Here is a 26,882-nt window from a genome sequence, read left to right as displayed (position 1 = left end):
TTTTTTAATATCGCAGGAGCAGAATTTTATTAGTATTTATGAGTGTTTTAGATAAGTATTTACCACATCTTGCGGTGGCACCATTAACAGCACTACTGGAGCAGTATCACGTACACCTAAAAATTGTAGATGAGCGCAAGACCAGGCACGGTGATTACCGTAAAAACCCTGATGGTTCTCATGCCATTACCATCAACGCAAATCTCAATACCTATAGATTTTTAATCACTCTTGTCCATGAAATAGCCCATTTAGTAGCCTTTCAAAAATATGGTCGTCTTATCAAACCTCACGGAGCAGAGTGGAAGCACACTTTTCAACAGTTTATGTTGCCCTTTTTGCGACCAGATATTTTTCCTAACGATTTGCTACCTGTTTTAGCGCGTCATTTTAAAAGTCCTAAAGCCAGTAGTGATACAGATGCGATGATGAGTGTCGCTTTAAAATCTTACGACCCAGAAACTGATAAAAGCTATATATTTGAACTGCAGCAAGGCAGCATATTTTTAGGGCCTAGCGGTAAAAAATTTCAAAAAGGAAACAAGCTGCGCAAGCGCTACCGTTGTGTAGAGATTATCTCTGGTAAGGTGTACCTTTTTCAGCCCAATGCGCAAGTAGAAGTATTAAAAGTATGAGCAATAATAAATATGCCGTAATCATGGCCGGTGGCGTCGGATCTCGTTTTTGGCCAGTAAGCAAGCAAGCTTTTCCTAAGCAGTTTCACGACATGTTGGGAATGGGTAAGTCTTTGTTACAAATGACCTTTGACCGGTTAAAGCAACAAATACCACCCCGACAAATTTTGGTACTTACTAACGAGGATTATGTGGATCTTGTAAAAGAACAACTTCCCAATATGGACTTTAGTAATATCGTTGCAGAGCCTGCTATGCGCAATACGGCGCCCTGTATTTTACTGGCAGCTTTAAAGATTCAAAAAATGAATCCTGAGGCCAGCATGATCGTCGCTCCTAGCGATCATTACATCGCCGAGGAGGATATTTTTAATGAAGATCTGGCTGCTGCTTTTGATTTCTGTGCAGCGCATCCACACGCATTAATGACCCTTGGTATTCAACCTACTTCACCTAATACGGGTTATGGGTATATTGAATATAATAAGGAAGAAAAACAAATAAAAAAGGTGTCTCAATTTAGAGAAAAACCAGATTTACAAAAGGCTCAGGAATTTATCGCTTCAGGTAACTTTTTATGGAATGCAGGTATTTTTATTTGGAATGTAGCCGGTGTGGTATCCGCTTTCGCGAAAGCGCAACCTCAATTAACTTCATTATTTAATAATGGGTTAGCTGCCTTTAATACCAATAAAGAATCCCAGTGGCTGAAAGAAAACTATCCGAATGCCGAGAACATATCGGTGGATTATGCAATCATGGAAAAAAGCGATACTGTATTTGTACTGCCAGCGCGATTCTCTTGGAACGACCTAGGAACTTGGGGATCTCTCTATGACAAACTCGATAAAAATGAAGACGCAAATGCTGTTATAAATGCCAGCCTTACCTCTATCCATTCTCATGGGAATATGGTGCGAACAGCTGCCGGAAAAAAAGTGATCTTACAAGGTATGGAAGATTATATCATTATAGATCAAGACGATGTATTGATGATTATTCCTAAAATTGCCGAACAAGAAATTAAAGAAATACGCAATGCAGCTATGGATAAATATGGTAATGAAATAGGGTAATGGAGTCACAAGAATCACAAAGCCAGCAGTCCTCAGCAGACAATAATCTGGATACAAATCAACAACGCATTACCGGTATTTGGGAAAACATCATGTCGTTTTTGGATGACTTATTAGACATAAGGAAAGACTCTGACCGTGACGAGACTATTGAAGCGGTGAGGAAGGATATTTCTTTTCAAGGTCATAATGCGTGGATTCTTATTTTCTCCATTTTTGTTGCTTCTATAGGATTAAATGCAGACTCTACTGCGGTGGTGATAGGAGCCATGTTGATCTCACCACTTATGGGGCCAATTGTAGGTATGGGACTAGGAACAGCAATTAATGATGCGACCATGTTGCGTCGCTCGTTAATTAATCTTGGGGTCATGGTAGGACTCTCCTTACTCACCGCCACATTGTACTTTTTTATCTCACCTATGAAAGAGATTACAGATGAGTTAGCTGCTCGTACCTATCCTACGATTCTGGATGTGTTGATCGCTATTTTTGGTGGTCTGGCACTCATAGTGGCTAAGGCAAAAAAAGGAACTATTTCTAACGCTATTGCTGGTGTGGCTATAGCTACGGCTTTAATGCCACCATTATGTACTGCAGGTTATGGGATTGCCACTGGGCAGTGGACCTACTTTGGTGGTGCGATGTATTTGTTTTGTATCAACGCTGTTTTTATAGCTCTAGCTACTTTTTTAGTATGTAAGTTACTCAAGTTTCCTATGGTGAAATATGCCAATCAAGCAAAGCGCAAGCGCGTTTCTCGATTAGCTTCATTGATAGGGTTTTTGGTTTTATTGCCGTCCGTATGGTTGTTTTATCAATTGTATCAAGATCAGGTAAAGCAGAGTGCTGCCAGCTCATTTGTTAAAGAAATTGTTCAGTATGAGGGTATGCGACCTAATGATGAATGGGATAAGGCTACTCAAACTTTAGACATAGTCATGTTAGGAGTGCCAGTGCCAGAGGTTATTGTAGAGGAATGGCGTAAGAAATTTAAACAAACAAAGTACTTAAAATCAAGTTCAGTACGTTTCTACCAAGGTAGTTCTATGACAATGGCGTCCAATGAAGGTGTAGAAATAGTGCAAGAAGAGTTGATTGAAAAGCTGCGACTAATTCAAGATAAAGATATTCATATCAAAGCACTGGAAGATCAATTGATGGGTCTCCATGAGAAAAGCAAAGATTTTAATATTTTAAGTGAAGAGGTGCGATTGAATTATCCGCAAATAGCTAGTATGAGCTATGCAGCATCAGTACAGAAGGATTTTATAACACAGAAGACAGATACCACAGCTGTTTATAATATCATTTTTAACGATAGTACTTTACCCGCTAAAAACCGCTTAGAAGTAAAAACACGTATGGCCAACTGGCTTCGTTACCGATTGCAATCTGATAAAATAAAAATTAATGAAGTCAAGGCTAAAATTACTGTGGCTTCAGATTCTGTAAAATAAGTTACTTCCCTAATTCTCACTCTCCTTCTTTGGGCTGTAAAGAATCACAACTTGTATCAGAACACCTAGGATGATCATGATCCATATTTCCAATTGAGTTAATAAATCAATAGATTCCATGGCTTTCCTACCTACGTGCATTTGTCTTTGACCTTCGGCTATTTGAATATCTGATAGCTGGGCTATAGTATTATTGATCTTTTTAGTTTGCTCTTTAAGTCTTGTGGAAGAATTTTGGTCGTTTGCCGTATGTAAATAGGTGGTTTCTAGAGAGAATAATAGACTGCTCTCTTCTTTTAGGCGTTCAAAGATTCGTTCTTCATTGCGTGTTAAAGCAGTTTTTGAAAAGTCTTCTATAAAATTTTCGATCTTTTTTTGAGAAGAAGAACGATTTGATCATAAGGTAAAATCCTTGTTTTAAGCTAGAAGTAATTATTTAAGAATAAGTAATAAGGCTTAAAAGCCTTCATTCTGAGCAATACGCACTTTTTTAAACAAATTGGAACTGTAGACAAACTCTGTTACCGCTTTGTTATCGGTTCTAAAAATCTCTTCGTTAGTTCCTTTCCAAGCCAGTTTTCCGTCTTTTAGGAATACAATGGTTTCTCCTATTTCCATTACTGAATTCATATCATGAGAGATAATTACCGTAGTAATTTCACGTTCATGGGTAATTTCTTGGATAAGTTTGTCTATAACAGTAGCTGTATTTGGGTCAAGACCAGAATTGGGTTCGTCACAAAAAAGAAATCTTGGGTTGTTCACTACTGCTCTGGCAAGAGCAACGCGTTTTTGTTGTCCGCCAGAAATCTCACTAGGCATTTTCTTATTGAGACCTATCAGGTTGACTCGATCCAGGATTTCGTCTGCTCTTTCCAATCGTTCCTGAAGTTTCATTTTGGTAAACATGCGCAATGGGAACATGACATTCTCCTCTACGGTCATGGAATCAAAAAGGGCACTGTGCTGGAAGAGCATTCCCATTTCCTTACGCAATTCACTTTTGCGTTCTATTTCCATTTCATGAAGCGGCTCGCCATCATAAATAATCTCACCTGCGTCTGGTTCAAAAAGGCCGAGCATATTTTTAAGAAAAACAGATTTACCAGAACCACTGGCTCCTATAATCATATTTGTTTTCCCTTTTTCAAAGGTTGCTGTAATTCCCTTTAAAACCTCCTCGCCGCCAAAGCTCTTTCGTAAATCATTTACCTGTATCATTAGCTAAGCAGTAATTGAGTTAAAATATAATTGGCTATAATAATCGCAACACAAGTCCATACAAAACTAGTCGTACTTGCCTTCCCTACTTCTAGTGCACCACCTTCCATATAATAGCCGTGATAACTAGGTATAGTAGCGAGAATAAGACCGAAAACCATCGTTTTTATAAACGCATAACCAATGTGCCACGGAATAAAATTATCCTGTAACCCCACAATAAAGTCTTCTGAGCTTACCAAGTTTCCATAGACGCTTGCTAGATATCCACCACCTATACCTACAAACATGATGATAGCAATCAAAAAAGGATAGAAAAGTAAGGCGATAATCTTAGGAAAGATCAAATAATTAAGCGGATTGATACCCATAACCTCTAGTGCATCTATTTGCTCTGTAACACGCATTGAGCCTATGCTCGAGGTGATATAAGAGCCTACTTTACCAGCCATAATTACGGATATAAACGTGGGAGCAAATTCCAAAATAATGGACTGTCTGGTGGCAAAACCTATCAAGGACTTAGGAATCAAAGGGTTGTCCAGGTTCAAAGAAGTCTGTAACGCAACAACCGCTCCCATAAATAAAGATATGAATGCGGTAATGCCTAAGGATCCTATAATTAAATCGTCTATTTCTTTAAGAATCAATTCTTTAAGAACGATTGCTTTAGTCGGTTGCCTAAAAACGTTAAAAAGCATGATCGTGTAACGACCTATGTGTCTGAAAAATTTCATTGTTGGCAAAAGTAGATAAAAAAAATCCTTCACAATTTAATGCTTTCTTAAACTTGTTCTTTTTTTCAAAGATTACTTTTGCAACAAATAAATTTTGATGAAAAATGCACTTTTTCTAATAGTTGCTTTTGTCTTGGTAACTTCTTGTAGCACGCTTTCGCGAAAGCGAGATCAACATAAAGATTCTTCTACCCAACAGACTGCGTTAAACTCTTCTAATGTAGAGGGGCGAGGTCCCAAACTGGTGGTAGGAATTGTGGTAGATCAAATGCGATATGATTATTTAAGCCGGTTCTACAATAGGTATAGTGAGGACGGTTTTAAACGGTTGATGAAGCAAGGCTATCAGCTTACCAACAATCATTATAATTTTGTACCTACTTATACAGCTCCTGGACACGCGTCTATTTATACAGGAACATCGCCTATGAATCACGGTATTATAGGAAACAATTGGTACGATAAATTTGAGGATAAAGTCATTTACAATGCCGATGATGATCAGGTTACAGGAGTAGGGACAGCGAGTGATATAGGTAAAATGTCACCACGCAGAATGTTAACCACCACCATGACCGACCAGTTAGAGCTGCAAACCCAAGGAAGAGCAAAGGTAATAGGGATTTCTATTAAAGATCGCGGGGCGATTTTATCCGCTGGACATGCTGCAGATGCTGCTTACTGGTTTGAAGGAAGCGATCGAGGAAATTTTATTTCCAGCAGCTTTTATATGGAGCAATTACCACAATGGGTGACAGACTTTAATGCTTCAAAAAATGCAGATGCGTATTTAAAAACTTGGAATACGTTATATCCCATAGAAACTTACACGGCAAGTGGATCAGATCTCAATGACTTTGAAAAAGCTCCAATAGGAAAAGAAACGGCTGTTTTTCCTTACGACTTAAAGAGCTTAAGAGGTGAAAATGGGAATTACAGTCTTATAAAAGCAACTCCGTATGGTAATAGTATCGTAGCAGATTTTGCCATCCAAGCTTTGAAGAAGGAAGAAATGGGAAAGGATGCCATTACAGACTTTCTAGCAGTAAGTTTTTCTAGCACGGACTATATAGGGCATCAATACGGGGTGAACTCTGTGGAGATAGAAGATACTTATTTAAGATTAGACCAAGATATAGCACGTTTTTTAAAGGCATTAGATCAAGAAGTGGGAAAAGGAAACTACAGCCTTTTCTTAACAGCAGACCATGGTGCGGTAAATAATCCAGCTTATTTACAAAGCAGGAATATCAATGCTGGATATTTTGATAGATCAGATTTTAGAGACAAACTCAATAAAGCTCTGATAGAAAAATATGGCTCTGAGGATTTGATCTCCAATATTTATAATGATCAGATTTTCTTTAATAAAGCAAATCTGATAAAGAACAACATCAATGCCATTGACCTAGAAAACTTTATTGCTAGCACCATAATAGATTATAAACATATAGATAAAGTGTTTACGAGAAAAGCACTTGTTTCTGGAGTTATGCAGGACGGAACCGGTAAACTCATTCAGAATGGGTTTCATCAAAAACGCAGTGGGGATGTGATTTATGTGTTAGAGCCAGCGGTGATTTCTTATTCTAAAACAGGCTCTACTCACGGAAGCTCTCAGAGTTATGACACTCATGTACCTTTGTTGTTTTATGGAAACGGAATTAAGCAAGGGTCGAGTAGCAAGCGCACAGAAATTATAGACATTGCTCCTACCATTTCTAGCCTACTAAAAATTAGCTTTCCTAACGGAGCGACTGGAAATCCCATAAACGAAGTATTAATTAAATCATAGCGATTTCAACTGATAATCCTATATTTGTAATAGAAAATTAAAGGAATAAGATGAAAAAAATACTACTTATCGCAGCTCTTGTAGCTGTTGTAACGGCAAATGCTCAAATATTTAAGGGTAAAGGAGATCAAAAAGTACAAATAGGAGCTGACTTTCAGAGTTTGGCTAATGGAATTCAAGGAACTTACGATTTTGGAATAGCAGAAAACTTTTCTATGGGTCTAGGCTTGAATTATGCACTAAGTTTGGACGATACTATAGATGCTGACTTTGATGAAAGAGCTGCTGTAAAATTGCGTTTCAATGCCAACATAGGTAATGTTTTGAATATCGACCCTATGTTTGACTTCTATCCTGGACTTGCTTTTAGCACTAAAAACTTTGGTGGGCACCTAGGCGCAAGGTATTTCTTTACAGATGGTTTTGGTGTGTATACAGAAGCAGCTTTTCCACTAGCAAAATATAAAACGGAAAACCTAACTCCAGCTGAAGATATTTACAATCAGTTTACGATGAGTTTTGGTTTGGCATTTAACTTCTAAAGTCCCAATTTTGATTTGATACCCTTCCAGCGGTACTTTCTAATAAAACGACCTTGTTCTTCTGTTACCAGAGGAGCAAGGTTCTTTTTTTGTGCCAGTTGATAACCTTTTAAGTAGTCAGGTATCAATTGGAATTGCTTTTTACTCCAGGCCATTTTTAAGGCAGTTATTAAGGTAAGTAACTTACCATAACGCATTTTATAAAAAGCTTCTCCTTGCAAGTATTTGGATCTAGAGTTATAAGCAGCACCAGTAGGTTTTAAGTGTTTTACATACAATTCGGGAATAGTAATCACTTGCCAGCCGTAAAATCGCGCCAGCATTTCGTCAATCGTATCCCAACCTATACTGGCTTGAAGCCCGCCTATTTGTTCAAAACATTCGCGTCTGTAGGCTTTAAGAGCTCCTCTGATATGATCTGGATTGTTTTGGTTTTCAATTTCCCATTGACCTTCCTTAAGGATACTGCAATGTCCAGCAACCATTCCTATGCGATCGCTTTCCTGTTCGCCGAGAGGTCGGGCGTCAAAGTGATCTACTACCTGTTCCAAATAATCAGAAGGAAAAATTAAGTCGGCATCGTACTTACAAATGATGTCAAAACCTGCTAGATCTATTTGAGCCAGTCCATAGTTAAAGGCATGTATAACTTTAGAGCCAGGAACATTCTCTGCACTGGATAAGGTTTGCACTACTTTGATAGGTAATGAAGTCGAGTAGGAGCTGGCGATTTCAAAAGTACGGTCGGTTGAGTTGTCATCTACCACGACTATTTGAGTAACTGCCAGCGATTGTTGCACCAGGCTGTCCAGTGTCAAGTGTATAAATTGCTCTTCGTTATGAGCTGGTATGATGATGGCTATTTTCAAAATTTAGGAAGGATTTGCCTTTTCACAATACACCACATAATATCGATCCGTAAATTTTCTAAGAAGTGGACGGATTCCAAATTTCTTTACAGGATTTGTGAATTTGATGCGATCGACGACTTTCCAACCTGCTTTTTCAAGCACATAATCCAGTTGCCAAGGTTCAAATTCATGATAGTGTTGGTCTCTGATATCGTTTTTATTGCGATACGCATTGGAAAACCAAAGCTTTAAAGGAACACTAATCACACATTTGTTACACGGAATCGCTTTCACTGAGGTGTAAGGGGAAACTAAATGTTCAAAAATCTCAAAAGCAGTGACCACTTCACCTTTAAAACTTTCTATAGATGAGGTGTCATCATCTAGATCTTCTCCACCTGTATTAGAAACTTGATATCCAGCATCTTTCATAATAAGTGTAAACGGATTTTCCACTCCTAAATCCATGACAGTATCTGTTTTAGGAATGTGTTTCTCTAGAAATTCTAGGGTAAGGCCAAATCTTTTATGAGGAAAGTTTTTTTCGTACAAAGTTCAATCTTATTTAGAATACGAAAATAAAGGTTTCTTGCCTTTGAATAGACTGCCTTTTGTGAAAAGTTGAAATAGAAAACTTAGTGAAGAGTGCATAAATGTTACAGGTGCCAGTCTGAGCGACAGTCGAAGACGTAAACTTATAAAAGGAGATTGTGCTAGGCACAAAGGTTTCGACTGTCGCTCAACCAAACATTTTTCTTATTCAACAAACTTAACGATGCCAGTCTGAGCGATAGTCGAAGACGGGAACTTATGCAAAAGATGGAGCAAATTAAAAAGAGTTTTGAATAACACAAAACAATCATTGCTCTAGTTTAAAATACACTACAAGGTTAATAAAAGTTAAGCATAAGAAGTAACCAGTTAATTGAGCTACATCTTTTGTATTTTTCGCATCTATGAAATGGATCACAATTATTGCTTTGTTTGTCACGTTTTTATCGCAATCTCAAAATACATCTAGCCAGCTAGAACTGGTTGATTTTCAAAAGGCTATGGTGGTCATTTTGTTAGATGAATCATCTAACGAAGTAAAAGGAGAAATTCTTTTTGATTTAACTATTCTCAAAGACGCTTCTTCTATTTTTATAGATGCAAAAAATCTAGTGGCTTACCAGGCTTTTCTCGATAATAAAGAGGTAAAAGCTATTTATGACGGCGAGAAGTTAGTTGTGGAAGCTCCTTTTCGCGCAAGCGATAACCGGCAACTTAAAATTAGGTTTACCAGCTATCCATCTAAGGCCATGTACCATATAGACGAAGATAATGATCGGATATGGGATCAAGTCTGGACCCAAGGACAAGGAAAGTACACCAGCAACTGGCTGCCGAGTATCGATGATATGAACGATAAAATGATTTGGAGTTTTCAGATCACCGCCCCAGGGTCAAAACGGGTGATTGCAAATGGCAAACTTACAGAAGTACAACCTGCCGCTGATCAAATGATATGGAACTACAACATGGAAAAACCCATGTCCAGTTATCTCGTTGCTCTTGCTGCAGGAGATTATCAAGTAAAAAGAGACAGCAGCGTTTCTGGTGTGCCTTTAGAATATTACTATTATCAGGAAGATGAGAAAAAAGTAGCACCTACCTATCAACATTCTAAAGAGATCTTTGATTTCTTAGAGGGAGAGATAGGAGTTGCTTATCCATGGCAAAATTACAAGCAAGTTCCCGTAAAAGATTTCTTGTATTCAGGTATGGAAAATACTGGAATGACCATCTTTAATGACGAATTTTTTACAGATGAGTTAGGTGCAAACGATCGCAGTTATGTAAATGTAAACGCACACGAACTGGCACATCAATGGTTTGGTGATCTGGTAACAGAAACAGAAGCAAAACACCACTGGTTGCACGAAGGCTTTGCCAGTTATTACGCATTACTAGCAGAGCAAAACTTATACGGAAACTCCTATTTCCAAGCACAATTATTTGAATATGCAGAGGCTTTGAATGAGCAAAGTTCTAAAGGAAATAGCACTTCACTTCTCGATGCAAAGGCAAATTCACTTACCTTTTACCAACATGGAGCCTGGGCTTTACATGCGTTGAAAGATGAGGTTGGAGCGTTCAGCTTTCGCGAAAGCGTCACCAAATACCTTTTAAGAAACAAGTATCAAAATGTTACGACAGCTAGTTTTCTAGATGTAGTGGCTGAGGTCAGTGAAAAAGACTTAACTGATTTTAAAGCTACTTGGTTGACTTCAGAAGTCTTCCCTACTGCCGAAGCATTAAGAATACTTAGGAAACAGTCTGTGATGGAACAATACCTTCAACTGGCAGCAAGACGTATTTCTACTTTTGAAGAGTCTTATAACTCGTATAAAGAGACACTTCAAAAACCTGTTGAGATGGTATTGGTAAAAGAAATGGTGGCTCAATTGAGCATTCATGATAATGACAAGAAATACGAACTGTTGCAGCAAGCAGCTGCATTGAACGATGTAGAAGTAAACCAGCTTATTGTTTTAAGCACGCCAACTTTAAACAATAAGAATCGGGAATTGATTACCAGTATGCTTAATGATGCCTCTTATATAACTAGAGAATCAGTATTGTTTTTATTGTGGAATGATGCCAGCGATAAAAGAGCCGTTTTAGAAAGCGCAAAAGCACAATGGGAGGAAATGAATTCTAGCTTGGACATGGCATGGATCGTATTGGCACTCAATTCTGCAGGCTATACTAATGAAGAATTATTGCCTTTTTTAGTTCGCTTACAGGCTTATACAGGTTCAGAATATAGCACAGAAACTAGAACAGCATCTTTTGATTACTTGATCAATCTCGATGCGATGAGTCAGCAAAATTACACCGACCTTATGAATGCCAGCTTGCATCATGTATGGCGATTTTATGAAAATGCACGAGGTATTTTAAAGGCTCAATACAAAAAAGAAAATGGTCAATTCTTCATTGATCAATCTTTGGGCAATTTTGATACAAAGAGTCAGGAGCGATTAAAGCGAGTTTTAGGTTTGAAGGATTAGTTTTTAATCACAGGCAGAGTCTTATCACAGTAACAGTTTGCAGTCTCAGTTAACAGTGAGGAAGACACTCGTTTTCATTATCTTTTTTAGAAAACTCAAAAGAGTTAAAATAGGTGTTTTATAAACTTTCCCCTTTTGGGAAATGTCCGCAGGACAATGGGGCTTGCTTGTTCTAAGTCAATATTTTTTTAATTACCCAATCTGTTATCCCGGAAAATTTACCTGAAAGCCTTTAAAATAGGTATAGGATTTATTGCCAAATTTGTCTGGAAACTGTTTCTGTTTTCTTGATTCTTTTTTAAACCTTAAAACAAATCATTCACTTCAGCTTTTAAAAAGCTGATAGCGGTAGCGCTAGGAGCGCGTTTGTCCATCAAGTCATTCAGAATAGCTTCACGCAATCCGTCTGCGGTAGACACTTTTTCTGACATGGAGACTTGACGTATTTTTTGAATCGTAGTGTTTTTTACAGCGCGTATGATATTCCAGCACTCTTCACTGACGTAGACTTGTTGCGCAATATTGTGCTCAAACTCTTGCTCTATCGCTGCTATTAGCGTTTGCTCATAATCTGCTTTAGTCATATTGCCAGATTTTGTTCTGACCACTAGACTGGCTGGTTTTATTCGCTCCAGAAAAAGAACCAATCGTTCATAAGCAGCCATACGAGTAGGAAGTGTTTTTGCTTGAGACTCTCTTACCGTGATAAACCTTCTTCTACGTTCTTCGTTTTTCATAAAAGAAGAGAGAAAATAATAGGCAATTACCGCTACAATAAAGGTTGGTAATAAAGTTTGAAACAAAGAAAAAATACTGTCTTGCATAGTCTAATTTTAGTGATAGGTAAAGATCAAAAATAAGGGGTTATTTTCTATCGACTGCAATTTTAAGATTCAATTTTACGACATCAATTAAAAATAGGCTTATCAATAGCTCGGAAAAAAAAGTTAGCTGAGGACTTTTGATGCTCCTATTCATTTTATCAACTCTAAACAGGTAAAGAAAAATTTTGAGAGGCTAATGATATCTATTTTCAATAATTAATTGTTGAAAAAACACTTGTAAATGTTCCGCTTTCGCGAAAGCGAGAACCTCACAAACCGTATCTTTATAGTCTACAAAAAGAAGACCAGTGCAAGATCATATTTCCCAGCTTAACGACGCCCAAAAAGAACCTGTTTTACAAAAAGAAGGTCCTATGATCATCATTGCTGGCGCAGGGTCAGGAAAGACGCGTGTGCTGACCATACGTATCGCTTATTTGATGCAACAAGGTGTAGATCCCTTCAATATTCTGTCGCTTACGTTTACCAATAAAGCGGCAAAAGAAATGAAAAAACGTATTGGCGAGATCGTCGGTGCAAGTGAGGCAAAAAACCTATGGATGGGTACTTTTCACTCGGTTTTTGCTCGTTTATTGCGTGTAGAAGCAGACAAATTAGGGTACCCTTCTAATTTTACAATTTACGATGCGCAAGATTCTCAACGCCTTACCAGTGCGATAATCAAAGAAATGGGACTGGATAAAGATGTCTATAAATACAAACAGATTTTCTCGCGTATCTCTTCTTTAAAAAACAGTTTGATCACGGTGCGAGCCTACTATAATGATGCCGACTTACAAGAGGCAGATGCGATGGCGCGCCGACCGCGTTTTGGTGAAATTTATAAAGAATATGTAGAGCGATGTTTTAAGGCCGGAGCGATGGATTTTGACGACCTCTTATTGAAAACAAATGAGTTGATCAACCGTTTTCCAGATGTACTTGCAAAATACCAAAACAGATTTCAATACATACTCGTAGATGAGTACCAAGATACCAACCACTCCCAGTATTTGATCGTAAAGGCATTGTCGGATAAATTCCAGAATATATGTGTGGTAGGAGATGATGCACAGTCTATATATGCCTTTAGAGGAGCAAATATCAATAACATCCTGAATTTCCAACGGGATTATGATGATGTAAAAGCCTATAGATTAGAGCAAAATTACCGCTCTACTAAAAACATTGTAGAAGCGGCAAACTCTATTATAGAACACAATAAAACCAAACTCGATAAAGTCGTATGGACGGCAAATGAAGACGGTCCTAAAATAATCGTCCATCGATTGATGAGCGATTCTGAAGAAGGACGTTATGTAGCAGGTTCTATTTTTGAAAATAAGATGAATCACCAGCTGGATAATGGGAAATTTGCCATTCTTTACAGAACAAACGCACAATCTCGTGCGATGGAAGATGCCTTACGTAAACGTGATATTCCTTACCGTATCTATGGTGGCTTGAGTTTTTACCAGCGTAAAGAAGTAAAAGATGTGCTTTCTTACTTGCGTCTCGTTGTCAATTCTAAAGATGAAGAAGCGCTCAAACGCGTGATCAATTATCCAGCTCGTGGAATAGGAGCTACAACTATGGACAAATTGATCGTTGCTGCAAAGCAATACGATCGCACTCTATTTGAAGTGATCGATAATATCGATCGATTAGATATAGGGATCAACAGTGCCACCAAAACAAAGTTAAAGAACTTTGCCACTATGATCAAGAGTTTTCAAGCACTGGATGAAACTCAAAATGTATTTGAACTTACAGAATACGTTTTAAAGAAAAGTGCCTTGATCACAGAACTCAAAAAAGATGGAACTCAAGAAGGAATTTCCCGTATAGAAAATATGGAGGAATTGCTCAACGGTATGCGTGATTTTGTCGAAGGCCAAAAAGAAGTAGCAGATGCTCGTGGCGCACTTTCTGAATTCCTAGAAGATGTAGCCCTTGCTACAGATCTCGATAATGATACAGGAGATGATGATCGCGTTTCTTTAATGACCATTCATTTGTCTAAAGGTCTTGAATTTCCATACTTGTACATCGTTGGAATGGAAGAAGACCTATTCCCTAGTGGGATGGCGATGAATACCCGTGAAGACCTGGAAGAAGAACGCCGTCTTTTTTATGTGGCACTAACCAGGGCTGAGCATCAGGCTTATTTAACTTACACATTAAGCCGTTACCGATGGGGTAAATTAGTAGATGCAGAGCCGAGTCGTTTTATTACTGAAATAGACGATCAGTATGTAGAATACACCACTCCGCCAGATGATTACCGTTACAAACCTTTAATGAGTAACGATTTGTGGGACGAGCCAGATAAATCTAAACTGCGTCAGTCCAAACCTAAGAATGGAACACCACCTAGCGTGAGCCAGCCTAATGAAGAACAAATCAAGAAGTTGAGAAAGATGCGTCCTGTGAGTCGTGCGACAAGTGATTCTAGTGCACCAGCAGGCTTTGAAGGTGATTTGCAATCTGGAATGATTGTGGAACACGCTCGTTTTGGTAGGGGAACAGTTGTTAATCTGGAAGGAATAGGCGGCGAGAAAAAAGCCGAAATAAATTTTAACGTAGGCGGATTAAAAAAGCTGTTGTTGCGTTTTGCTAAGTTGGATGTGGTGGGATAGAACAGCTCTAAAAAGCTTTCTTTCTTCCTTAAGAATTTCATATTCCACAAGCTTAATTTTATCGTATTATCATTTTATATTGTTGTTGACTAACAATCGTGCAATTATTTAAAATTTTCATTAAAATTACTGTTTTATTTTAATAAAAAAGCACATTTTTATAGGCTTATACTAACCTATGGATAATGCATATATTAAAGGAACCGGATCTTATGCTCCGGAGAATGTCGTAAAAAACGATTTTTTTGAATCTGTAGGATCAACCGATGCTTGGATACAAAAAAACTTAGGAATTAAAGAACGACGCATTTCTACAGGAGAAACCACAAGTGACCTTGCTGCTATGGCTGGAAAAGAAGCCATTAAAAGCGCAGGCTTAACTCCGCAAGATATTGACCTAATCATTCTAGCTACAGCAACTCCAGACAGGCTTGCTCCTTCTTGTGCCTGTTTTGTACAAGAAAAAATAGAAGCTTATAACGCTGTTGCCTTTGATATATCAGCCGTTTGCTCGGGAGCTTTGTTTGCAACGACAACAGCGGTACAATTTATTAAGTCTGGAATGTATAAAAATGTACTGGTCATAGGTGCCGATACCTTTTCAAATATTACCGATTGGAATCGCAGAGATGCCGTGTTTTTTGGCGATGGTGCTGGAGCCATGGTGATCTCTCACACCCATGAAGATAAAGGTTTTATAGATTTTCTATTGCACACAGATGGCCGTGGTAAAGACAGTTGGAATATACCAGCTGGAGGATCTCTGTTACCTACCTCTGAGGAAACTCTTAAAAAAGGTCTTCAGTATTTTCAAATGGATGGGCCCGCTGTTTTTCAAACTGCCATAAAAGTAGTTCCAGAATCCATAAAAAAGTTACTCTCCAAAAATAAGGTTTCTATAGATGAGGTGAACTACCTCATACCCCATCAACCCAGTGTAAGAATACTGGAAGAGGTTGCAAATCGCATCTCTTTACCTTGGGAGAAAGTAATGACTAACATGGATCGTTATGCCAACACCTCTGGAGGTACCATACCGATGATGCTGGATGAAACAGTCAAGAAAAACCTGCTTAAAGAAGGGGATCTGGTTTTGTTTGCCGCTGTAGGTGCTGGCTGGACTTGGGGAACGGCACTTTATAAATGGTAGTTTTTTATTGTTCAACAACCGACTAATTGTTGTGTTGAATCATAGAGCGTGAGTTGTTGATTAGATGTAGGGAACGCTTTCGCGAAAGCGAAAACAGAAACAAATTCAACAGGATACCTAGAATAGATAAGAACTAAAATGACATACAAATGTTTACAAATAAAACTTTTTTAATTACCGGTATCGCAGATGAGCATTCACTTGCCATGTACGCTGCAAAAGAAATTATAAAAAATGGCGGTAAAGTAGTTTGCACTGGTCTAGGTGTAAGTCCATTTCACCATAACTTATCAGATAAAGCAAAAGCTTTTCTAAATCAGAATTTTGAGGATTTTAAACGCTCTGTTCATGAGTTTTTAGGCGATGCTATGGTAGAAATCTTAGATGTGACTATAGATGAAAACATAGAACATTTTGCAAAAGACTTGGCTCAAAAAGGTATTAAGCTGGACGGTTTCCTACATGCCATAGCTATGGATAAGACCATACGCAATAAGGAAGTTAAGCCACTTATTGAGGTTACAAAAGATGAGTTTTGTGATACCATGAACGTGAGTGCCTATTCTTTAATACGAGTATCCCATTATTTGCTAAAGCATGGTGTTTTGCAAGATGGTGCCTCCATTTGTTCTTTGAGTTATATAGCTGCCGCAAAAGTAACATTCCACCCTTATAGAAATATAAGTATTGCAAAAGCTGCTCTGGAACGTATTACCGTAGAACTGGCAGATGAACTAGGTCGCAAACACGGTATACGTGTGAACGCTATTCGGTTTTCTCCCTATATGGGTAGCAAAGCTGGTAATGCCACTTTAAAAATAGAAGATGTAGCTACGTCAAATAAAATGAGCCCTCTAGGAAATGCAGTGCCTATGGATCTGGCATACGAAATTTGTCACCTCTTCAGACCAGAAAGTAGAATAACAGGTGAAATAAGACATGTAGATGGTGGTTATCACATTACTGGTTAAAATATTTATTTAAGTTTTATTACATTTATATACTCAACTATCATCATATGAATAACCTACAATACCCCATTACCTTTTCTTTTAAAATCACGACGCTTAGTAATGATTTTACTGCAAAAAACGCTTCAGGGCAAACCATCGCCTACGTAAAGCAAAAAATGTTCAAGCTTAAAGAGGCCATTAACGTTTATAGCGATGAGAGTAAAACAAAGATTTTGTTTACTATTGCTGCAAACAAGTGGCTGGATTTTAGTGCTGCATACTCGATGTATGACCAAAATAATACGGAGATAGGAAAGATTGCTCGTAAAGGCTGGCGCAGTATGTGGAAGGCAGAGTATGATATTGTAAATCAAAACGACCAGCCGCAATACAAAGTACAAGAAGAGAATGCTTGGGTGCGCATAGCAGACTCTCTATTAGGAGGGATACCTATTATAGGCGCATTCACTGGTTATTTGTTCAATCCTACTTATAATATAACCAATAAAGCTGGTCAGATCGCAGTAAAGCTCAAAAAGATGCCTTCTTTCTTTGGTAAAGAATTTGAATTGACCAAGGTTGCTGATATCGATGAAGACGATAAAGAACGAGTAATGTTAGGTCTTATGATGATGATTCTTCTAGAAAGACGCAGAGGCTAAAAAAATAAATCGAATGGTTTTAACAGAAGCCTAGACTTGACTTCATCATGTCTAGGCTTTTTGATGAAAGGAATGTTCAGACAGATTCACGTCTTCGACTTTCGCTCGGACTGGCAAGGTTAAGCCTGTTGAATAAAAAAATGTTTGGTTGAGCGATAGTCAAAACCTTTTTGCCTAGCACGACCTCCTTTTATAGATTCACGTCTTCGACTGTCGCTCAGACTGGCAAGGTTAAGCCTGTTGAATAAGAAAAATATTTGGTTGAGCGACAGTCAAAACCTTTTTGCCTAGCACGACCTCCTTTTATAGATTCACGTCTTCGACTGTCGCTCAGACTGGCAAGGTTAAGCCTGTTGAATAAGAAAAATGTTTGGTTTAGCGATAGTCGAAACCTTTTTGCCTAGCATGCTCTCCTTTTATAGATTTACGTCTTCGACTCTCGCTCAGACTGGCACGGTTACGTTTGTTGAATAAGAAAAATGTTTGGTTGAGCGACAGTCGAAACCTTTTTACCTAGCACGACCTCCTTTTATAGATTCACGTCTTGGACTGTCGCTCAGACGGGTATTTGGTTTTAATGATTTAATCATTTGCTAATTTATCAAATTGGGATTTAAAACATCTTTCAATTACCTTTGAATACGCACTAGAAATAATTAGCACTTGCCACTTAACTTTCTTTCTACTCCTATAGATTATCTCGCTGGCATCGGTCCAGAAAGAGCTAAGTTGTTGCGCAGTGAATTGCATATACACACTTATGGTGATTTAGCAAATTTATTTCCCAATCGATATATTGATAAAACCAAGTACTATAAAATCAACCAGCTGGTTCCCGATAGTGCCCAAGTACAGATTTTAGGTAAAATCCTAAACATCAAAACCGCAGGAGCAGGAAAATCAGAACGACTGGTAGCCACTTTTGCAGACGAGACCGGAAGAATGGAACTGGTATGGTTCCGCAGTCAGAAACATTTTAGAGACAGTTTAAAGATCAACGAGCCTTATGTGGCTTTTGGTAAAGTAGCTCGTTATGGTTCTCAATATAATATTGCACATCCGGATTTAGAATTACTGGCAGAACATAAGTCACGCAAACAAAGTGCGATGACCCCAGTTTATCCAAGTACAGAAATGCTTGCTAAACGCAAGATTACCAACACCTATATCGTTAAATGCATGCGAAAGCTTTTTAGTGAAATCAACGGTGCTTTTGTAGAAACCTTGCCAGACGATATGCAGGTACATTATAAACTCATAGGTAAAAATGAAGCCATGCTCAATGCTCACTTTCCAAGCACTCCAGAGCTGCTGCAGCAGGCTATCTATAGATTAAAGTTTGAAGAGCTCTTCTTTATACAGATGGAATTGCTGCTTCAAAACCGAATTAGAAAAACCAAAATTAAAGGATACGTCTTTGACCATGTAGGCGATAAATTCACTAATTTTTATAAGAATCACTTGCCTTTTGAGCTCACTGGAGCTCAAAAACGAGTCGTAAAAGAAATACGTGCCGATATGGCAACTGGGGCTCATATGAATCGATTGCTCCAAGGAGATGTAGGCTCGGGAAAAACCATTGTTGCGGTACTCACTGCTTTACTAGCTCTTGATAATGGCTTCCAAGCTTGTATTATGGCACCTACAGAAATACTTGCTCAGCAACATTACAGCGGCATTTCAGAATTGCTGGAAGGAACAGGAATTACGGTATCCATTTTAACAGGATCTGTAAAAACTAAAAATCGCCGGGTGATTCATGAAGCGCTGGAAGATGGCAGTCTAGATATCTTGATAGGCACGCACGCGCTCATAGAGGATAAAGTAAAGTTTAAAAATATAGGGGTTGCTATCGTTGATGAGCAACACCGTTTTGGCGTGGCACAAAGAGCCAAACTATGGAAGAAAAATGACCTGCCACCTCATGTACTTGTCATGACAGCAACACCTATTCCTAGAACGCTGGCCATGAGTTTATATGGAGACTTAGATATATCGGTCATTGACGAGTTACCGCCAGGTCGTAAAGAGATCAAAACGGTGCATCGATTTGATAAAAATAGATTGGCTGTTTTTGCTTTTATCAGAGATGAAATAGCTCTTGGACGTCAAATATACATGGTGTACCCGCTGATAGAAGAATCAGAAACTTTGGATTATAAGGATCTTCAGGATGGTTATGAGAGCATCGTTAGGGAGTTTCCTTTGCCTCAATATAAAGTAAGTATTCTTCACGGTCGTATGAAGCCAGAAGATAAAGACTACGAGATGAATCGCTTTGTAAAAGGGGAAACACAAATTATGGTGGCAACCACCGTCATAGAAGTAGGGGTCAATGTGCCTAATGCCAGTGTGATGATCATTGAGAGTGCTGAGCGTTTTGGGCTTTCTCAATTGCACCAATTGCGCGGTAGAGTAGGGCGTGGAGCAGACCAGAGTTATTGTATTCTAATGACGGGCCACAAATTGAGTAGCGATTCTAAAACCAGACTACAAACCATGGTGGCCACAACTGACGGATTTCAAATCGCTGAGGTAGATTTAAAATTGCGTGGTCCAGGAGATTTGATGGGAACGCAACAAAGTGGGGTGATGGATTTACGACTTGCCGATATTGTTAAAGACAACCAGATCCTTGCCCTAGCTAGAGAAGCGGCTCAGAAATTACTTGCCAAAGATGTCAAAATTGAAAGGCCAGAACATGTTGGAGTAAAACGAGTCTTGACTTTTCTGCAGAATAAAAAAGGACTCTGGAAGTACATCAGTTAGAAGAAATTGAAATGGAAGAAAAAAATACCTGATCCAATGGTATGATACCAATGAGCTTGCGCAATGCTCAATATTTCATTCGAAAATAAAAAGTTAAAACCCTTTCAAGGTTTTTTAACGATCAAGCAATTCAACCTTATACTAACTTGAAAACTGAAATAATAAATCTGCGAGTGTTGGATGAATAAAAGTGTTCCGCTTTCGCGAAAGCGAGATTAAAAAAAAGCTTGTTGGAATGAAGAACATGGGTTGGGAAACACTTTTGTTAAATATCTCTTTAATGATTGCCAGAGTAGGCCATGGGTTGTAATTTGTAAACCTCTAGGAGAACAATTATGGATCACAATAAAATAAATACATTAGGCCAACTCAAAAAATCGGGATGGAAATCTAAGTCGATAAAAGAAGAATTAAGAGATAACCTGATTCACAACATTAAAAATGATGTGAACTCTTTTTCAGGAATTCACGGTTATGACAACACGGTTATTCCAGAACTGGAACGTGCGATCTTATCCCGTCACAACATCAATTTATTAGGATTGCGAGGTCAAGCAAAGACACGACTGGCAAGGCTTATGACGGGATTACTAGATGAGTATATTCCTTACGTGACACAAAGTGAGATTCATGATGATCCCTTAGAGCCACTTTCAAGAACAGCAAAGCAGCTGATTGAAGAACATGGAGATGACACCCCTATTTCTTGGTTGCATAGAGACGATAGGTTTTATGAAAAACTAGCTACACCAGATGTGACTGTTGCAGATTTAATAGGAGATATAGATCCTATAAAAGCGGCCAACTTAAAATTGAGTTATGCTGATGATCGCGTGATTCATTACGGTATGATACCTCGTGCTAACCGATGTATTTTTGTTATTAATGAGCTGCCAGATTTACAAGCTCGTATACAGGTAGCGCTTTTTAATATTCTGCAAGAAGGGGACATACAAATACGCGGATTCAAATTGCGTTTATCCTTAGATATGCAATTTGTCTTTACAGCAAATCCAGAAGATTATACCAACCGTGGTAGTATTGTAACACCGTTAAAAGACAGGATAGGATCTCAAATTTTGACCCATTATCCTGAAAATATTGAAATCGCGAAAACGATCACTCAACAAGAGGCTAAGAACGACTTGCGTACTGCTGAGGCTGTTTATGTGCCAGAACTAGCTAAAGACTTATTAGAACAAATTAGTTTTTGTGCAAGAGATAGTGAATATGTGGATGAAAAAAGTGGTGTAAGTGCTCGTATGAGTATCACGGCTTTTGAAAATTTATTGAGTACAGCAGAGCGTCGCTCCTTAATGAATGGAGACGATAAAACAACAATACGTTTTTCTGATTTTACAGGAGTTATTCCTTCTATTACAGGAAAGATTGAGTTGGTGTATGAAGGAGAGCAAGAGGGTGCTGCTTTTGTGGCAAACGAGTTGATAGGAGCAGCGACTAAAACATTGTTTCCACTGTATTTTCCAGAGATTAAGAAACTGGTAAAAGAAAATGAAGATACCCCTTACGATAAATTGATCGAGTGGTTTTTCAACAATGAAGGTTTAGAATTATTAGACGAGTTGAATGATAGCGATTATCAAGTGTTGATCGATCAAATAGAACCCTTGGAAGATTTAGTTCAGAAATACCAACCACAGACAAGTAAGGAAGATCGTAATTTTATGAAAGAATTTATTCTTTGGTCTTTAGTAGAATTCGACAAGCTAAGTAAAAAACGATTTACAGAAGGCTACCAATTCAATGATTTGTACAGTGAATTTGTAAGAGGTATTTAAGTAAGGCTTTTAATTCAGTAGGTATTTATTTTGTTTGCTTGTTATTCTGTTTTTTGCAGGGAGTCGTAAATAAATTAGATTCTTGTTGAATCAGTGGAGCGATAATGAACTTACCAGTTATTCCATCGCTGTATTGTTGAATGGCTTGGCAATTTAATAAGTAAAGAAGTACAACTGACACTGAATTTATTTCCACAAGCCTATCGGGTAGAAATATTGCTCTGAAGTAATACATACCTGAATCACTTCATTAAATGTGGATTGAATTTATTAAAAAAAGAAAGCTTATTGGGTCCATATAAAATTGGAACCAATAAGCTTTCTATATTTATAGTCTTGATTTAACGCTATCAGCTGCTGATAATGCGTTAGCGCAATTTCCGGTAATTAAGCCTTAGGATCTAGCATTAATACTTGATCACAAACAACTTCTGTGGTGAATTGTTTCTTACCGTCCTTGTCTTCCCATTGTCTAGTAACTAGCTTTCCTTCTACACCTATTTTGCTTCCTTTCTTTACATACTCAGAAATGATGTTTGCTGTACCGTTAAACGCTACGATACGATGCCATTGTGTGTCGGTCACCTTCTCACCTAGCTTGTTGGTATAACGGTCTGAGGTGGCAAGTGATAACCTCACAAGTTTTTTATCATCGTTTAAATTTACGATTTCTGGATCCTGTCCTAGGTGTCCGATTAACTGTACTCTGTTGCTTAGATTGCTCATAATAAATTAGTTTGTATGGGTTAAAAAAAATAGTTATTGCCATCTATTGTTTTTGATGACACTGCAAAGATGTAACAGCATCCAAGCTTCAATCGTATGTTAACCGTTTACTTACGTTTATTTACGTTTGTAACTGATTATGATTGCAAAGGGTCCTATGAATAAAGGAGTTCTCAGATTTATATTTCCCAAAGTATTTTAAACTTTTATTCTAGAACAGTATGTAAACTATTTGGTAAAACTACTGAGGGGGCTATTTGAAGTAGAGTAAAGGTTCTGTTTTCTTAAAAATTGAAGATGCTATTGGAATATATGCAAGTAGAAGCTATAAAAGGTGTTTAAAAGTGCTCACAAATAATAACGAACAATTTTGAAATCAAAATATGCTGTTCCAAGGCAGCTGATTGGTATGGAATAACAGATGTTTTTATAAAGCTATAGAGAGCTCTTTTTCATCAATAAAATTTTATATCATCTAAATGCGGCTCAATAATCTAGTTAGAAGTATGGTTTTAAAGTTCAAAAATATGTTGATCAATATAATAGTGTTAAATAAGCATTGATGATAGGTGTTCTCGAGGCTATACAATTGACCTTATTTTTATTTTTTTTGTTGTTCTAAAGAGGAACAAAAAAGCCATATTAATTTATTTTTACAAAAAACTATGTTTTTTAATTTGTTGACTGCTAGTTTGATGTGATTATGGGGTTTGTTCTCTTAAAATGCTCGATGAGTGTCATATGTAGTTCTTTTCCAAATCATTACTGAAAAAAAATCGATGAATGACCTTATTTTTGTAAAATTGTACAGGAAATTGAAATATTTTTTTTCAAATAGTTTATTTCGCTTAAATTCAAACAAACTTTGACCACATGAAAATCACTACTTTACCTTTGGCTTTGTTATTTAGTGCTTTTGCTTTTGCTCAAGTGGGAATCAATACAACCGATCCTCAAGCAGAGCTCGATGTTAATGGAAGTCTTATTGTAAGATCTTTGAATACCAATCATACAACGAGAAGAGCTGTTAGACTGGTAGGAGTTGATGCCACAGGCAGGATGGTTCCTGTAGCTATGGGGGAAAACGTAGAGCTTGAGGATAATAAAGTAGTTGCAAAAAAACAAAGATTAGAATTCGGAGAGCTTCCATCACTTATTATTCCTGGGAATGGAAGGATTGATAATTTAGATATTGTTATTTTACCCGGAGAGCCCAACCATGGTAAATCTATTATTAGGTTAGTGCATCCTAATCCAACTACAAGTGGGAGTAACCAATTAACTATTTCGGGAATCAAATCGGCGCCAGATGGAACTCAAATATGGTTATACCCTACAGAAGGCGACTTGGTATTATTGGATTTAAATACCAATTCATCTACAGAAAATCAAATTCAAAATAATATACGTTTGCGATGCAGTCAATATGAAATGATACAGTTGGTATATGATAGAGCTGCTGAAAAGTGGGTTGTCATGAATCACCATTAATAATAGTTTTCTGATGAGTATTTTTTATATTTCTGAATGTCCGTTTAAAATGACCTTGATTAGCCTTTAGTTAAGCTATGACCTCTAGATAACGAGCCTCTATTTCATGAGTTTTAATAGACTGCTCTGAAAGTATTCCATCTTAAATGGTTTTATAATATAATCATTCATAGCGCTATCTTTTATACGCTTTTTAACTTCTCTTTGTTCTGCCGCTGTGAGTGCTATGATGGGTGTATTTTCATCAAACGCTCTTATCTTTTTTGCAGTTTCAAAACCATCCATGCCTGGAGGCATGTTAATATCCATTAAAATAAGGTCGTAATTTACCGTTTGTGCTTTTTCTATAGCTGTTATTCCATCAGAGGCGGTATCTACTTTAATTTCTAAGTTTTCCAGCATTTTACGAGTGACCACCTGATTTATTTTATTGTCTTCAACTACTAGTATTTTCTTTCCTTTTAATAAGCTAAGATTGCCATTTAATTGTAAAATATTATTCTCCAGTGGTTTTTCTTTTGCTAGCTCATAGCGTAATACAAATCTTACTTCTGTTCCTTTGCCAAGATCACTTATCAGGTCAAGTTTAGAATTATGCAATTCAATAATGCTTTTGGAGATAGGTAACCCCAAACCTGTCCCTTCATTTTCATGATGATGCTCTATAAATGCGGCCTCTTCAAAGATAGCCAATTGCCTATCTTTGGCTATTCCTATCCCGTTGTCTTTTACTTTAAACATGATAAAGCACTCCAAATCAGTTAGTGATGTAAGGGTCACATCAAGTGTGATTTTGCCGTTTTCTGTAAATTTACCTGCGTTACCCAATAAATTGATAAGTACTTGAGATAATCTAGAAGAGTCTCCAATCACTTTTTCTGGTATAGATTCATCTATACAAAGTTGGTGTACATTAGCGTTTTTTTGCGAAATATAGCGAGCAGAATCCATAACATAATCACAGACTTGCCTGATATTAATAATATCCTTTTTCAAAAGATCGTCCTTTACCCTGTTTATTTTGTTCATTTCCAAAACGTTATTGATCAATGAAAGCAGGTAGTCTGCACTGTACTTTAAAGATCTAATGTTATCAGAATTGACCGCTTCTGCTTTATCACTTACCATTAGATTCGAAATCCCTATGATTCCATACATAGGAGTTCGTAATTCATGACTGATTCTAGAGAATAAAGCATCTTTAGACGTTCTTAATCGATCACTCTTTTCTTTAGCAACAGCTAGTAAAAAGTTGTTGTTTTTTAAATCTATCAAGAGCTTTTTACGCTTGCTTTGATTTCTAAATAGAAAAAGTGTTAGAATACTCAAAAATACTAATGCTATGGCACCGGATATTAAGATGGTATTCCTTGCTGCTCGTTCCTTGGCTATTTCATTTTCATATTGCGTAGTTAGAAGTTCTTGCTCCATTTGCTCTACATTAAATTTAGCCACTGCATTTTCCACAGCTGCTATTTTATCCAGCTTATACTTTTCTTCATTCAGACCGTTGTATTGCTTTAATAATTCATTTGCTTTTCTATAGTCACCTTTTTTCTCTTCTGTTAAAGCGTAATACTCGTAAATTTCAAGTAGGATTTCCTTAAAATCAGATTCTTTAGCATAAACAATTCCTTGATCAAAGTCCTTTGCAGCTTTTTTATAATCACCTAAAGCATAAGAAAGTTTGCCTGAAAGAGATTTTTGACTTGCTTTATAGGCAGTGGCCAAGCCGTTAACATATTTATTGGTTTTTGAAATGAAAACAGATGCCTGATTTGGTAAGTTCAGTTCCAAATAAGACTCTCCTACATTATAATTTAATAGAAATAAATAAACAGGTTGATTAAATTCTACTGCCAGGGGGAGGACTTTTGTATAGCTTTTAATCGCTTTTTCGTACTGTTTACTAATAGCATAAACATTACCCAAGTCGATGGAAGCGATAATAATCTTTTCTAGATCGTTAGCTTTTTGCGCTTTTAAAAGTGATTTCTCAAAAATCTTCTGAGATGCTATTGTGTCTCCGCGTTGTAATAGGGAATTACCTATTAGGCTCGAAGCTGCAATTTCATTTTTTACAGAACCGATTTCTTCAGACAATTGGAGAAGTAAATTCCCTTTTTCAATGGCGTTTTTATAATCTTTATCGTAGTAATGATTCCTTACTACCTTTAGTAAACTATCTAATTCCAGCTGCTCTGTAGAAACTGGAGGCTTGTTTACTAAGCCGGTATTTTGTGCAGGCAATAAAAGAATATTAAAATAAATAAATAAAAGAGCTATAAAGATGGTTGGTCTTGTCGTCATTTATGAGTATTAAATGATTAGTAAGAGAAGTTACTGCTTTCTCACTTCCTAAAGTTACGTTAAAATCATAAAACTTTAGTTATCTTACTAAGGATGAAGTGTTAATCTGCTGATTTTATATAAAAAAAGCCTTTTATCGATAGATAAAAGGCTTTTAGATGTATGCGTATTCTATTTAATAGCTAA

The 26,882-nt window shown here is 37.4% G+C and carries 20 protein-coding genes; 13 read left to right on the top strand and 7 right to left on the bottom strand.

Annotation, left to right across the window (positions count from 1 at the left end; genetic code table 11):
• Nucleotides 1-38 precede the first annotated feature (38 nt).
• From CW736_RS13795 to CW736_RS13785, 3 genes are read left to right on the top strand one after another with little or no spacing between them, the layout of a single operon-like run.
• On the top strand, nt 39-635 hold the full coding sequence (locus CW736_RS13795; protein ID WP_101014933.1) for a SprT-like domain-containing protein: 597 nt from the start codon (nt 39-41) through the stop codon (nt 633-635).
• A complete protein-coding gene (locus tag CW736_RS13790) occupies nt 632-1,711 on the top strand; it encodes a mannose-1-phosphate guanylyltransferase (protein WP_101014932.1) in 1,080 nt (359 codons plus the stop codon). Before CW736_RS13795 ends, CW736_RS13790 begins: the two co-directional genes overlap by 4 nt.
• Entirely contained in the window at nt 1,711-3,171 is a 1,461-nt protein-coding gene (locus CW736_RS13785; protein ID WP_101014931.1) for a DUF389 domain-containing protein, read from the top strand. The genes CW736_RS13790 and CW736_RS13785 overlap by 1 nt, the downstream gene beginning before the upstream one ends.
• 456 nt (nt 3,172-3,627) lie before the next feature.
• Here CW736_RS13785 and CW736_RS13780 read toward each other — a convergent pair whose 3' ends face one another.
• The gene (locus CW736_RS13780; RefSeq protein WP_101014930.1) at nt 3,628-4,392 is read right to left on the bottom strand and encodes an ABC transporter ATP-binding protein; all 765 of its coding nucleotides are present in this window, start codon (nt 4,390-4,392) and stop codon (nt 3,628-3,630) included.
• Nucleotides 4,392-5,129 carry an MlaE family ABC transporter permease gene (locus tag CW736_RS13775; RefSeq protein WP_101014929.1) on the bottom strand — a complete coding sequence of 246 codons (738 nt, stop codon included), beginning with the start codon at nt 5,127-5,129 and terminating at the stop codon, nt 4,392-4,394. The genes CW736_RS13780 and CW736_RS13775 overlap by 1 nt, the downstream gene beginning before the upstream one ends.
• Before the next feature lie 97 nt (nt 5,130-5,226).
• On the opposite strand from CW736_RS13775, the gene pafA reads away from it, so the two are divergent.
• A complete protein-coding gene (gene pafA, locus CW736_RS13770) occupies nt 5,227-6,924 on the top strand; it encodes an alkaline phosphatase PafA (RefSeq protein ID WP_101014928.1) in 1,698 nt (565 codons plus the stop codon).
• 50 nt (nt 6,925-6,974) lie between these two features.
• Nucleotides 6,975-7,466 carry a DUF6646 family protein gene (locus CW736_RS13765; RefSeq protein ID WP_101014927.1) on the top strand — a complete coding sequence of 164 codons (492 nt, stop codon included), beginning with the start codon at nt 6,975-6,977 and terminating at the stop codon, nt 7,464-7,466.
• On the opposite strand, the gene CW736_RS13760 is transcribed toward CW736_RS13765, so the two are convergent.
• The gene (locus tag CW736_RS13760; RefSeq protein ID WP_101014926.1) at nt 7,463-8,335 is read right to left on the bottom strand and encodes a glycosyltransferase; all 873 of its coding nucleotides are present in this window, start codon (nt 8,333-8,335) and stop codon (nt 7,463-7,465) included. The two genes, CW736_RS13765 and CW736_RS13760, sit on opposite strands and share 4 nt — an antisense overlap.
• 3 nt (nt 8,336-8,338) lie before the next feature.
• Nucleotides 8,339-8,869 (bottom strand): methyltransferase, encoded by a 531-nt coding sequence (locus tag CW736_RS13755; protein ID WP_101014925.1) that lies wholly within the window; start codon nt 8,867-8,869, stop codon nt 8,339-8,341.
• 404 nt (nt 8,870-9,273) lie between these two features.
• Between CW736_RS13755 and CW736_RS13750 the strand changes: the two genes are divergently transcribed.
• Nucleotides 9,274-11,373: a M1 family metallopeptidase gene (locus CW736_RS13750; protein WP_101014924.1), complete on the top strand. Its 2,100-nt coding sequence runs from the start codon at nt 9,274-9,276 to the stop codon at nt 11,371-11,373.
• 305 nt (nt 11,374-11,678) lie between these two features.
• Here CW736_RS13750 and CW736_RS13745 read toward each other — a convergent pair whose 3' ends face one another.
• Entirely contained in the window at nt 11,679-12,197 is a 519-nt protein-coding gene (locus tag CW736_RS13745; RefSeq protein ID WP_101014923.1) for a hypothetical protein, read from the bottom strand.
• A 308-nt stretch (nt 12,198-12,505) separates the two neighbouring features.
• Between CW736_RS13745 and CW736_RS13740 the strand changes: the two genes are divergently transcribed.
• The 6 genes from CW736_RS13740 (at nt 12,506) to CW736_RS13715 (ending at nt 22,169) form a co-directional block, all read left to right on the top strand.
• Complete coding sequence (locus CW736_RS13740) at nt 12,506-14,836, top strand: ATP-dependent helicase (RefSeq protein ID WP_101014922.1); 2,331 nt, start codon at nt 12,506-12,508, stop codon at nt 14,834-14,836.
• Between the two features lie 178 nt (nt 14,837-15,014).
• Nucleotides 15,015-15,986, top strand: coding sequence for a 3-oxoacyl-ACP synthase III family protein (locus tag CW736_RS13735; RefSeq protein ID WP_101014921.1), 972 nt, complete (start codon nt 15,015-15,017; stop codon nt 15,984-15,986).
• Between the two features lie 149 nt (nt 15,987-16,135).
• The gene (locus CW736_RS13730; protein ID WP_101014920.1) at nt 16,136-16,957 is read left to right on the top strand and encodes an SDR family oxidoreductase; all 822 of its coding nucleotides are present in this window, start codon (nt 16,136-16,138) and stop codon (nt 16,955-16,957) included.
• 47 nt (nt 16,958-17,004) lie between these two features.
• Nucleotides 17,005-17,601, top strand: a complete 597-nt coding sequence (locus CW736_RS13725) for a hypothetical protein (protein WP_101014919.1) — start codon at nt 17,005-17,007, stop codon at nt 17,599-17,601.
• Nucleotides 17,602-18,264: 663 nt separating this feature from the next.
• The gene (gene recG, locus CW736_RS13720) at nt 18,265-20,370 is read left to right on the top strand and encodes an ATP-dependent DNA helicase RecG (RefSeq protein ID WP_101014918.1); all 2,106 of its coding nucleotides are present in this window, start codon (nt 18,265-18,267) and stop codon (nt 20,368-20,370) included.
• 335 nt (nt 20,371-20,705) lie between these two features.
• Nucleotides 20,706-22,169: a magnesium chelatase gene (locus CW736_RS13715; protein WP_101014917.1), complete on the top strand. Its 1,464-nt coding sequence runs from the start codon at nt 20,706-20,708 to the stop codon at nt 22,167-22,169.
• Nucleotides 22,170-22,556: 387 nt separating this feature from the next.
• Here CW736_RS13715 and CW736_RS13710 read toward each other — a convergent pair whose 3' ends face one another.
• Nucleotides 22,557-22,895, bottom strand: a complete 339-nt coding sequence (locus tag CW736_RS13710; RefSeq protein ID WP_101014916.1) for a single-stranded DNA-binding protein — start codon at nt 22,893-22,895, stop codon at nt 22,557-22,559.
• Nucleotides 22,896-23,768: 873 nt separating this feature from the next.
• Here CW736_RS13710 and CW736_RS13705 point away from each other — a divergent pair.
• A complete protein-coding gene (locus tag CW736_RS13705) occupies nt 23,769-24,386 on the top strand; it encodes a hypothetical protein (RefSeq protein ID WP_101014915.1) in 618 nt (205 codons plus the stop codon).
• A 99-nt stretch (nt 24,387-24,485) separates the two neighbouring features.
• Here CW736_RS13705 and CW736_RS13700 read toward each other — a convergent pair whose 3' ends face one another.
• Nucleotides 24,486-26,696: a response regulator gene (locus tag CW736_RS13700; RefSeq protein WP_101014914.1), complete on the bottom strand. Its 2,211-nt coding sequence runs from the start codon at nt 26,694-26,696 to the stop codon at nt 24,486-24,488.
• Nucleotides 26,697-26,882 lie beyond the last annotated feature (186 nt).

The sequence above is a fragment of the Nonlabens sp. MB-3u-79 genome (assembly GCF_002831625.1).
GTDB lineage: Bacteria > Bacteroidota > Bacteroidia > Flavobacteriales > Flavobacteriaceae > Nonlabens.
This window is presented reverse-complemented; position numbering and strand designations above follow the sequence as displayed.

What these genes read in the sequence shown, in the direction of transcription:
- CW736_RS13785 (WP_101014931.1), top strand. Translation starts at nt 1,711, where the DNA reads ATGGAGTCACAAGAATCACAAAGCCAGCAGTCCTCAGCAGACAATAAT.
- CW736_RS13795 (WP_101014933.1), top strand. Translation starts at nt 39, where the DNA reads ATGAGTGTTTTAGATAAGTATTTACCACATCTTGCGGTGGCACCATTA.
- CW736_RS13775 (WP_101014929.1), bottom strand. Translation starts at nt 5,129, where the DNA reads ATGAAATTTTTCAGACACATAGGTCGTTACACGATCATGCTTTTTAAC.
- CW736_RS13735 (WP_101014921.1), top strand. Translation starts at nt 15,015, where the DNA reads ATGGATAATGCATATATTAAAGGAACCGGATCTTATGCTCCGGAGAAT.
- pafA (WP_101014928.1), top strand. Translation starts at nt 5,227, where the DNA reads ATGAAAAATGCACTTTTTCTAATAGTTGCTTTTGTCTTGGTAACTTCT.
- CW736_RS13710 (WP_101014916.1), bottom strand. Translation starts at nt 22,895, where the DNA reads ATGAGCAATCTAAGCAACAGAGTACAGTTAATCGGACACCTAGGACAG.
- CW736_RS13725 (WP_101014919.1), top strand. Translation starts at nt 17,005, where the DNA reads ATGAATAACCTACAATACCCCATTACCTTTTCTTTTAAAATCACGACG.
- CW736_RS13790 (WP_101014932.1), top strand. Translation starts at nt 632, where the DNA reads ATGAGCAATAATAAATATGCCGTAATCATGGCCGGTGGCGTCGGATCT.
- CW736_RS13705 (WP_101014915.1), top strand. Translation starts at nt 23,769, where the DNA reads ATGAAAATCACTACTTTACCTTTGGCTTTGTTATTTAGTGCTTTTGCT.
- CW736_RS13750 (WP_101014924.1), top strand. Translation starts at nt 9,274, where the DNA reads ATGAAATGGATCACAATTATTGCTTTGTTTGTCACGTTTTTATCGCAA.
- CW736_RS13765 (WP_101014927.1), top strand. Translation starts at nt 6,975, where the DNA reads ATGAAAAAAATACTACTTATCGCAGCTCTTGTAGCTGTTGTAACGGCA.
- CW736_RS13700 (WP_101014914.1), bottom strand. Translation starts at nt 26,696, where the DNA reads ATGACGACAAGACCAACCATCTTTATAGCTCTTTTATTTATTTATTTT.
- CW736_RS13730 (WP_101014920.1), top strand. Translation starts at nt 16,136, where the DNA reads ATGTTTACAAATAAAACTTTTTTAATTACCGGTATCGCAGATGAGCAT.
- CW736_RS13715 (WP_101014917.1), top strand. Translation starts at nt 20,706, where the DNA reads ATGGATCACAATAAAATAAATACATTAGGCCAACTCAAAAAATCGGGA.
- CW736_RS13745 (WP_101014923.1), bottom strand. Translation starts at nt 12,197, where the DNA reads ATGCAAGACAGTATTTTTTCTTTGTTTCAAACTTTATTACCAACCTTT.
- CW736_RS13780 (WP_101014930.1), bottom strand. Translation starts at nt 4,392, where the DNA reads ATGATACAGGTAAATGATTTACGAAAGAGCTTTGGCGGCGAGGAGGTT.